Source organism: Streptomyces sp. NPDC059788 (assembly GCF_042732265.1).
In the GTDB taxonomy this organism is placed as follows: Bacteria; Actinomycetota; Actinomycetes; order Streptomycetales; family Streptomycetaceae; genus Streptomyces.
On sequence record NZ_JBHWHY010000100.1, the window covers coordinates 1 to 9,353 of the forward strand.

At 70.2% G+C, this 9,353-nt stretch carries 9 protein-coding genes; 2 read left to right on the forward strand and 7 right to left on the reverse strand.

What is annotated here, in order from left to right; genetic code table 11:
• Positions 1-433: 433 nt before the first annotated feature.
• Both ACFV57_RS42250 and ACFV57_RS42255 read left to right on the forward strand, forming a co-directional pair.
• Positions 434-1,216: an ECF subfamily RNA polymerase sigma factor, BldN family gene (locus tag ACFV57_RS42250; protein WP_385244491.1), complete on the forward strand. Its 783-nt coding sequence runs from the start codon at positions 434-436 to the stop codon at positions 1,214-1,216.
• Positions 1,217-1,693: 477 nt separating this feature from the next.
• On the forward strand, positions 1,694-2,917 hold the full coding sequence (locus tag ACFV57_RS42255) for a DUF5667 domain-containing protein (protein WP_385244494.1): 1,224 nt from the start codon (positions 1,694-1,696) through the stop codon (positions 2,915-2,917).
• 179 nt (positions 2,918-3,096) lie between these two features.
• Here ACFV57_RS42255 and ACFV57_RS42260 read toward each other — a convergent pair whose 3' ends face one another.
• The 7 genes from ACFV57_RS42260 to ACFV57_RS42290 all read right to left on the reverse strand — a co-directional run bounded on the left by ACFV57_RS42260 (position 3,097) and on the right by ACFV57_RS42290 (position 9,115).
• On the reverse strand, positions 3,097-4,092 hold the full coding sequence (locus ACFV57_RS42260) for a lysophospholipid acyltransferase family protein (protein WP_385244497.1): 996 nt from the start codon (positions 4,090-4,092) through the stop codon (positions 3,097-3,099).
• Positions 4,093-4,106: 14 nt separating this feature from the next.
• Positions 4,107-5,156 (reverse strand): NAD-dependent epimerase/dehydratase family protein, encoded by a 1,050-nt coding sequence (locus tag ACFV57_RS42265; protein ID WP_385244500.1) that lies wholly within the window; start codon positions 5,154-5,156, stop codon positions 4,107-4,109.
• Positions 5,157-5,650: 494 nt separating this feature from the next.
• Positions 5,651-5,749, reverse strand: coding sequence for a 30S ribosomal protein bS22 (locus ACFV57_RS42270; protein WP_003948845.1), 99 nt, complete (start codon positions 5,747-5,749; stop codon positions 5,651-5,653).
• A 119-nt stretch (positions 5,750-5,868) separates the two neighbouring features.
• Positions 5,869-6,078 carry a helix-turn-helix domain-containing protein gene (locus tag ACFV57_RS42275; protein ID WP_014144137.1) on the reverse strand — a complete coding sequence of 70 codons (210 nt, stop codon included), beginning with the start codon at positions 6,076-6,078 and terminating at the stop codon, positions 5,869-5,871.
• 128 nt (positions 6,079-6,206) lie between these two features.
• A complete protein-coding gene (locus tag ACFV57_RS42280) occupies positions 6,207-7,061 on the reverse strand; it encodes a phosphatase (RefSeq protein ID WP_385244503.1) in 855 nt (284 codons plus the stop codon).
• Positions 7,062-7,151: 90 nt separating this feature from the next.
• Entirely contained in the window at positions 7,152-8,333 is a 1,182-nt protein-coding gene (locus ACFV57_RS42285; protein WP_385244506.1) for an acetoin utilization protein AcuC, read from the reverse strand.
• 137 nt (positions 8,334-8,470) lie between these two features.
• Positions 8,471-9,115: an HAD family hydrolase gene (locus ACFV57_RS42290; protein WP_385244509.1), complete on the reverse strand. Its 645-nt coding sequence runs from the start codon at positions 9,113-9,115 to the stop codon at positions 8,471-8,473.
• Positions 9,116-9,353 lie beyond the last annotated feature (238 nt).

The window sequence follows — 9,353 nt, forward strand, 5'->3', positions numbered from 1 at the left end:
CCCCCGTCGCCGTGCACGGTGTCGAGGAGTTGGCCCCCTGCGCACCCCCGCCCCCAGAACGAATCCAACGCGACCCGCGCGACAGCGCAACCCCCCGCGCAAAGCGCGAACAGAAAACCCGCGCACCCAACGCGCATCCCCGTTACATACCCCCACCCCACCCCCCGCAGTCCCGCCCCCAACGGTCCGCCACAACACGCCCCGCAACCAGGCAGATCACGTTCCTTTCTGATCAATATCTGCTCAGGAATCGATACTTGAACGGGCACGAACCCGTAACGGACCAGAAGTAATCGATGATTTGAGCAACTGGGTGTAGCGCTGCCTGTACGAAGCGTTATTCTCCTCAGACGCAAACCGGTACCCACGCGTCCCTACGACGGGTGAACGGTTCCGCACTGCACGTGATGGAAGCTCTGCCTCTGGGAGTCCCGTGTACCCACACGTCGGGGTTGACGCCTCGGGCCTGGCTACGCTGCGTACGACACTCGTCGACCACCTGCGCAGTTTTGTCCCCACCGCGATCGCCGTCCCCGCATTCGCCACAGCCGCCCCCGCCGGCCCCTGCTACGCCCTGGCCGACGGCAGCACCACCACCGTCAGCAAGGCCGGCGGCAGATCCCGCCGCGGCGCGGGCTCGCCCGCCGCCCGGCGCCCCGCCGACAGCGACAGCCGCCGCATGATGGACCTCGTCGAGCGCGCCCAGGCCGGCGAGGCGGAAGCCTTCGGCCGCCTCTACGACCAGTACGCCGACACGGTCTACCGCTACATCTACTACCGGGTGGGCGGCCGGGCCACGGCCGAGGACCTGACCAGCGAGACGTTCCTGCGCGCCCTGCGCCGTATCGGCACCTTCACCTGGCAGGGCCGCGACTTCGGCGCCTGGCTGGTCACGATCGCCCGCAACCTGGTCGCCGACCACTTCAAGTCGTCGCGCTTCCGGCTGGAGGTCACCACCGGTGAGATGCTCGACGCCAACGAGGTCGAACGCAGCCCCGAGGACTCGGTCCTGGAGTCCCTGTCCAACGCGGCGCTGCTGGAGGCGGTCCGCAAGCTCAACCCGCAGCAGCAGGAGTGCGTGACGCTGCGCTTCCTCCAGGGCCTGTCGGTCGCGGAGACCGCGCGCGTCATGGGGAAGAACGAGGGCGCGATCAAGACGCTCCAGTACCGGGCCGTACGGACCCTGGCGCGGCTGCTCCCGGACGACGCCCGCTGACCGCCGTCACGGCGGTCCCGGGCCGCCGTCGGTGCCGTCTGCCGCATCCCGGTCCGCCCTCCCCGTACCCGCTCCCACCTGCGCGTCCGCCTGCCTCGCCGCTCCGGGCCGCCCTTGCGTCCCACCGCCAGGACTAACGCTTGGAGCGCCGCACCGATCGCCTGAATCTCCCGGCCCGATGTTGACGCCCGTGTCACCGCCGTACGCGGTCCCGCGGCCGCTGACACGCCCGGCGGCGGTCACCGCGCCTTCTGACTGCAGGTGATCGTTCGTGACCGTTCGGTCAGATCATCGTGAGTGCGTAACCCAAGTGCCGCGGCGCTCGTTGTGCAAAACGCAGGCTCCCTGCGGTCACGCCATGCCCGCACCCTCTCACTCGATCGAGTGGATGCGAGCAAGGTGTGCAACCTTCCGGCCAGTCTGGATAGTCAAGCCAGTCCGGGGAGTCGAGTGGGATGACGAGAGGAGGTGCCGCCCGTGATCGCGAACGTATCGGTGCACCGGCGGGCTAACGCCTTCGCCCAGGCCCTGGAGGATCAGGTCCTTCCGGGCGCGGCGGCCGAGGACGAGGTCGGCACACCGGCGGAAGCGTGCGGACAAGCAAGGCTGTTGGCGGTCGCCGACACCCTCGGAGAACTCCCCAAGCCGGAGTTGGACCCCGAGGTCAGGACCGTCCACCGGGCCCAGCTCATCGCGGCGATGGAGGCGGCCTTCGCCGAAAGCGGCGCGTCCGACGACACACGGGTGCCGCAGCAGCGCGGGTCCCGCGGCGCGCACCGCGCCGCGAAGTCCCTGGGCCGGCTGCGCCCCAGGTCCCGGCTGTCCAAGGGACTCGCGGCGGGCGGCCTGACGGTGGGCGTCGCGGCGGGCGCCTTCAGCGGCGTCGCCGCCGCCAGCTCCGACGCCCTTCCCGGCGATTCCCTGTACGGGCTCAAGCGCGGCATGGAGGATCTGAAGCTGGGCCTCGCGGACGGCGAGTCCGACCGCGGCCGGCTCTTCCTCGACCAGGCGTCCACGCGCATGTTCGAGGCCCACCGCCTCATGGAGCGCGGCCGGTCCGGCCCCCTCGACCACGAGTCGCTCGGCGAGATCCGCAAGGCGCTGTCCGGCGTCAAGCAGGACGCCGGCGAGGGCCACCGCCTCCTCCACGAGGAGTACGAGCGCGACGGCTCCCTCGGCCCCATCCAGACGCTCAACTCCTTCACCAAGTCGCACCGCGACAGCTGGGACCGGCTGCGCGACCGCCTCCCGGCCCAGCTGACCGACGTACGCGACGAGGTCAGCTCGGTCTTCGACGCCATAGACGAAGAGGTCGGCCCGCTGCGCTCCCTGCTGCCCAGGCACCCGGGCGGCGAGAGCCACCGCGAAAGCGCCCCCGAGGCGCCCGCGCCGGGCGCGGCCCAGGGCCGTACGGAGCACCCGTCGCCGTCCGGGGAGAGCGGCACCTCCTCGTCCGGCAAGGCGGACGACTCCCACGAGCCCCGGCATTCGCCGGCCTCGTCCCCGTCCCACAAGGAAGAGGGCCTGCTCGGCGGCAGCACGGGCGGCCTGCTCGACCCGCCCGCCGACACCAGCACCCCCGCGCCCGACGGCAAGGGCTCGGGCAAGGAGACGCCCCACGAGCCCGACATCACGATCCCGCCCCTGCTGCCCGGCCTGCTGCCGGACATCGGCCTGGACGGCACGAACCCGCTGGGCTGACCCGCCCGCGGCGGACCTCCGTGCGACGCCCCGGCGCCACCCCACGGCGCCGGGGCGTCGCGCGTGCCGCGGACCGTCCCCGGCCCGCGCGGCCTCTCAGCCGTACGCCGTCGGCAGCACACCGGCCACCAGAGGAACACCGGTCGTCAGAAGGCCGCTGGCCAGAAGAAGACCGGCGGTCAGAAGAAGACCGAACGCCGCTGCACCAGCAGCTTGTACAGGGTGTGCTGAATCGTCTCCCGCACCTGGTCCGTCAGGTTGAACATCAGCATCGGATCGTCCGCCGCCTCCGCCGGATAGCCGTCCGTCGGGATCGGCTCCCCGAACTGGATCGTCCACTTCGTCGGCAGCGGCACCAGGCCCAGCGGCCCGAACCACGGGAAGGTCGGCGTCAGCGGGAAGTACGGGAAACCCAGCAGCCGGGCCAGCGTCTTGGCGTCGCCGATCTTCGGGTAGATCTCCTCGGCGCCCACGATCGAGCACGGCACGATCGGCGCCCCGGCCCGCAGCGCGGTGGAGACGAAGCCGCCGCGCCCGAACCGCTGGAGCTTGTAGCGGTCCGCGAAGGGCTTGCCGATGCCCTTGAAGCCCTCCGGCATCACCCCGACGACCTCACCGCGCTCCAGCAGCCGCTGCGCGTCCTCCGCGCAGGCCAGCGTGTGCCCGGCCTTGCGCGCCAGCTCGTTGATCACCGGCAGTACGAAGACCAGATCGGCCGCGAGCAGCCGCAGGTGCCGGTCGGCCGGGTGGTGGTCGTGCACCGCGACCTGGAGCATCAGCCCGTCCAGGGGCAGCGTCCCGGAGTGGTTGGCGACGATCAGCGCGCCGCCGTCGGACGGGATGTTCTCGATCCCTTTGACCTCGACCCGGAAGTACTTCTCGTAGAAGGGCCGCAGCAGCGACATCAGGACCTGGTCGGTCAGCTCCTGGTCGTAGCCGAAGTCGTCGACCTCGTACTCGCCGGTGAGCCGTCTGCGCAGGAACCGCAGGCCCCCGGCGATCCGCTGCTCCAGGGAGGCCCCCGGCGCCTCCTGCGGCGCCCCGGCCGCCCGCTCCTGCCCCCGCGGCTCCGGTACGGGCGCCAGCGGCGTACGGCGGCCTCCGCGGCCCGGCCGTTTGGGCTTTCTGCGCGACCGGGGCTCCTCGCCGAAGGGAATGACCTTGGCGTCCGCCATCGTGGGTGAACTCCTCACTGGGTCGGGCCGCTGCGTGCGGGCAGCACGGCGGCGAGCCGGTCGACGGTACGGGCGAGGACCTCGGGCGGCAGCAGCCCGGGCCCACGACTGCGGGCGAACTCCGCGAAGGACTCCGCCGTCGTGTACTTCGGGTGAAACCCCAGTGTCTCGCGCATCTGGGTCGTCTGGACGACCCGGCCGTGCGTGAGCATCCGGATCTGTTCCGGCGAGAAGTCGGTGATGCCGACCGAGCGCAGCGCGGAACCGGCCCAGGTGACGGTCGGCAGGAAGAGCGGCAGCGTGGGCCGGCCCAGCCGCCGGGAGCACTGGGACAGCAGCAGCGCGCCGTCCCCCGCGATGTTGAACGTGCCGCTGTTGAGCGTGCCGCGGCGCGGTTTGCCGGCGGCCAGGCACAGCGCCTCGATCGCGTCATCCTCGTGGACGAACTGCAACCGCGGGTCGTAGCCCAGGACCGTGGGCAGTACGGGCAGCGAGAAGTACTCGGCGAGCGGCGAGTCGGCGCACGCCCCGAGGATGTTGGCGAAGCGCAGTACGCACACCGCCACGTCCGGCCGGCGCCGGGCGAAGCCCCGGACGTATCCCTCGACCTCGACCGCGTCCTTGGCGAAGCCGCCGCTGGGCAGCGACTTCGGCGGTGTGGTCTCGGTGAAGACGGCGGGGTCGCGCGGCGCGGAGCCGTAGACGCTGGCGCTGGACTTCACCACCAGCCGTTTGACGTGCGGTGCCTTCTGGCACGCGCCGAGCAGCTGCATGGTGCCGATGACATTGGTCTCCTTGACCGTCGCCCGGCTGCCACGGCCGCCGAGCGGCGTGCCGTTGATGTCCATGTGGACCACCGTGTCCACATTGGTCTCGGCCAGCACTTTGGCAATGGCCGGATGCCTGATGTCGGCCTTGAGGAAATCGGCCCCGCCCAAATGGTGCTCGGGCGCTACGGCGTCGACTCCGATCACCCGGCCGACATCGGGGTCGCGCTGAATGCGTCGTACGAACCGGCCCCCCAGCTGCCGTGCGACTCCCGTGACGAGCACGACCTTTCCCAAGATCAGCCCTTCCTTCCCGCCCTTTGTCCCTCGCGTGAGCCGAGCTGTGCGGCCACGCTATCGGGTCGTTGTTGCGCTGTGATGACCGCGGGATGCGCTGAGCTACATTTCAAGCCTTGGCCCCAGCTTTGCCCATGCCGTCGGCCGACTTTTCCGCGCCGCCGAAGCCCCGGGCGCTCCCGCGGTCCACCCATTTCCCGTACTCCGCCAGGGCCGGAACGCCCCACCGCACCGACCGCCCGGTAAGGCCGTCCGGGCATCCGTACGGGCCGATAGGGCCTGCCGGTATCCGTACGGTGGCGGTAACCCGCGCGCGTTCCGGGTGCCGCCTTCCGCCGCGCTCGAAGCCGGCGTCCGAATCCCGTACGGCCGCAGTTCCCGCGCTCATCCGGGCGGCGCCCACCGAGTGCACCGCAAAGCGGCCCCGAAAAAACGCACCGCAGCCCCCCACCGCCTACTGCGGTGGGGGGCTGCGGAATCGCGATCAGCGTTGCTTACTTCTTGTTGCGACGCTGAACACGGGTGCGCTTGAGCAGCTTGCGGTGCTTCTTCTTGGCCATCCGCTTGCGCCGCTTCTTGATAACAGAGCCCACGACTACCCTCGCTCACTTCGTATCACTCGGTGCGGGGCGTCCGAGCCCACACTACCTACATCGGGCCAGCCTACCCGCCGTCGAGCCTACGGCGTAATCCGAGGGTCACCTTGAGCCCCTCAGGCCGATTCCACCCCCACATAGGACTCACGGAGGTAGTCGTGCACCGCTTGCTCCGGGACCCGGAACGACCTCCCCACTCGGATCGCGGGCAGATGACCGCTGTGCACCAAGCGGTACACGGTCATCTTCGACACTCGCATCACCGTGGCGACTTCCGCCACGGTCAGGAACACGACCTCATTGAGAGGCCTTTGGTCTGCAGCCATGACACACCTGAACCTTCCGCACATGACGGGCACCGGCTTCCCCTCCGGTGACTCCCCGTCGCTGTGCGCTCACTCCCCAGGTTAGGGGCGGGTGATGCGAGTGGGGAAGAGGAGCAGCGATCGGCCGCCTACTGTGACAGACACGCTCGATTGAGTACATAGCGAGTAAGCGGTCGGTAGTAATCAGACCGCACAGCGTCATCAAGCGGAACTACGGCGGACACCCGCCCCTCCGCCTGCCCGACGAACAGCGCGGGATCGTCCGCATCCGCCAGTCCGATGGCCTCAAAGCCCAGCTGACCTGCTCCGCAGACCCATCCGTGGTCACCGATCACCAGCTCGGGAAGCGGTCCCCCGGCGTCTGCGGCGGCGTCGAGGGCGGTACGAACCGGGAGGGGGGAGTGGGTGTGCACGCCCGGCTCACCGGCGGTGCGCCGCACGCCCGGTTCGCGCATCAGCGCGACTCCCCGTACGTAGTCAAGGTTGTACGTGCGTACCCCGAATCGGGTCGCTATGTCGACACAGTGGCCATACGCCGGGGTGAGAAGGGGGCATCCCGCCGCCGACAACGCGTCTGCCAAGCCGCCGTAGAAGCCCAGCAGCCGGTGCGGGTGACCCGTTCCGATCAGTACCGGAGCGTGCCGGGCGGCCGCCGCGCCGAGCCGGTCGGCGAACGCATCGAGCCCCACGAGCGTACAGCCAGGATCGATCACATCTGGGCCGGAAGTATGCCCGGGATCGGCCGAAACTCCACACTGCTCAGCCATCACCTGAAGCACTTCACTCACAGACCAGTCATTCTCGGGCTCAAGACCGATCAGCACGCGTGGGTCGCCGGCCGCGAAGAGCCGGTAGCGCGTCAGGCTCTTCTCCCTGGAGGTCGCGATCGTCCCCGCGAGCCGCGCCCTGACCACATACGCTTTCAACGCCTCGGCGTCCGCCGCCGCGCCCGCGCCCGTACCAGTGCCCCACACGGGGCCCATGCTGGCGCCTCGGCACCCGTCGCATTCCCGAATCCCCCAGAAGTCACACGAAAGCACGCAGCAGGGCCCCTCGGAAACGGTGCTGAATCCTTACGGCAGCAGCCCGTGCGCGGGGAAGACCGCCCGCCGCGTCGCCAGCACCGCCTGGTCCAGGCGGTCGGCCGGGTCGTACCCGTCGCCGATGAAGTCCCGCCAGCCCGTACCGCGCCCGTCCGTCATCCGGTACGGCCCATCCTGCCGCGTCCGCCGGAAGACCTCGTGCCGCCACTCCTCCGGCACCAGGGACGTGGGCTCGATCGGACGGCCCGCCGCGATCGCCACCAGGTGGGTCCAGGTGCGCGGTACGACATCCACCACCGCGTAACCGCCGCCGCCCAGCGCGACCCACCGGCCGCCGGCGCTCTCGTGCGCCAGGTCGTGGCAGGCCGCCGCCACCGCCCGCTGCGCGTCCAGGCTCACCGCCAGGTGCGCGAGCGGGTCCTCGAAGTGGGTGTCCGCCCCGTGCTGCGTGACCAGGACATCGGGCCCGAAAGCGGCCAGCAGGTCCGGCACCACCGCGTGGAAGGCCCGCAGCCACCCCTCGTCCCCGGTACCGGCCGGCAGCGCCACGTTCACCGCGCTGCCCTCGGCCCCCTGGCCGCCGGTCTCCTCGGGCCAGCCGGTCTGCGGGAAGAGCGTCCGGGGGTGCTCGTGCAGGGAGATCGTCAGGACCCGCGGATCGTCCCAGAACGCGGCCTGGACGCCGTCGCCGTGGTGCACGTCCACATCCACGTACGCGACGCGCTCGGCCCCCAGCTCCAGCAGCCGCGCGACGGCGAGCGCGGCGTCGTTGTAGATGCAGAAACCGGCGGCGCCGCCCGGCATCGCATGGTGGAGGCCGCCCGCGAAGTTCACCGCGTGCAGCGCCTCGCCGCGCCAGACGGCTTCCGCGGCGCCCACCGACTGGCCCGCGATCAGCGCCGATGCCTCGTGCATCCCCGCGAACGCCGGATCGTCCTCGGTGCCGATCCCGTAAGCGGCGTCGGCGGCCTTTGGGTCGGCCGAAGCCTTCCGTACGGCGTCGATGTAGTCCTCACGGTGCACGAGCCGCAGCGTGGAGATCCCCGCGGCCTTGGCGGCCACCACTTCCACCGCGTCAGGCCCCCGGTCGAGTCCGTACGCCTCCACCAACCGCATGGTCAGCGCGAGCCGGACCGGGTCCATCGGATGGCCGGGCCCGAAGTCGTAGCCCGTTACTGCCTCGTCCCACATCAGCTGTGCGCGGCCGCTCATGCCCGTCACCGTATCGGGCGGGCCGTACGGCGCAGAGCGGGGCTTACGACTGGGCAGTGGGGCCACCGGGGCGAGCAGGGGGAGATGGGGCTGGAGAGCGGGCTTACGGGGCTTGTGGGGCTTACGAGGTCAGGGGATCACGCGAGGAGGGCGGGCAGTTCTTCCATGCGGGCGAAGAGGCCGGCGGCCCCGGTCAGCTTCTCGGCCGAGGTCATGGCGGTGAAGCCGTACACGTCCATACCGGCGGCGACCGCGGCCTGGACGCCGAGCGGACTGTCCTCGATCACCGCGCAGCGCTCGGGCGCCACCCCCATCTCACGGGCCGCGTGCAGGAAGAGGTCGGGGGCCGGCTTGCCCTTGCCGACGTCCTGCGAGCTGAAGATCCACTCCTCTTCGAACCACTCGTCGAGGCCCGTCCTGCGGTGCCCGACGCGAATCCGCTCATGGCTGCCCGAGGAGGCCACGCAGTACGGGGTCCCGTCGGCGGTCAGCTTTCCCAGCACCTCGTCCACGCCGGCGACCGGCTCCAGCTCCCGCTCGAAGGCTTCGAAGACGCGCGCGTGCAGGGTGGTCTCGAAGTCCTCGGGGAGGAGCTGCCCGGTCCGTTCCTTTACGAGGTCGTGCACACGGTGCACCGCGGCGCCCATGTAGTCGCGCAGGGATTCCTCGTACGAGGTGGGGTGGCCGAGTTCGGTGAGGTAGGCGGAAAGGATGGTGTTGGAAATCGGCTCGCTGTCGACGAGCACACCGTCGTTGTCGAAGATGATGAGGTCATAACGCATCCTTCGAGCGTAAACGCCATAAGTGGACGGGTCGAAAGATGCGCGGGGCCCGGACCATGAGCTTTTCCGCATTCGCCTTTTGTGAGCTTTCCCGTGCGCCATTCCGTGCGGGAACGCAAAAAAGCTCCGGTTCCCGAACCATGAGGTTCGGGAACCGGAGCTGAAAAATTGTTCGGCGGCGTCCTACTCTCCCACAGGGTCCCCCCTGCAGTACCATCGGCGCTGAAAGGCTTAGCTT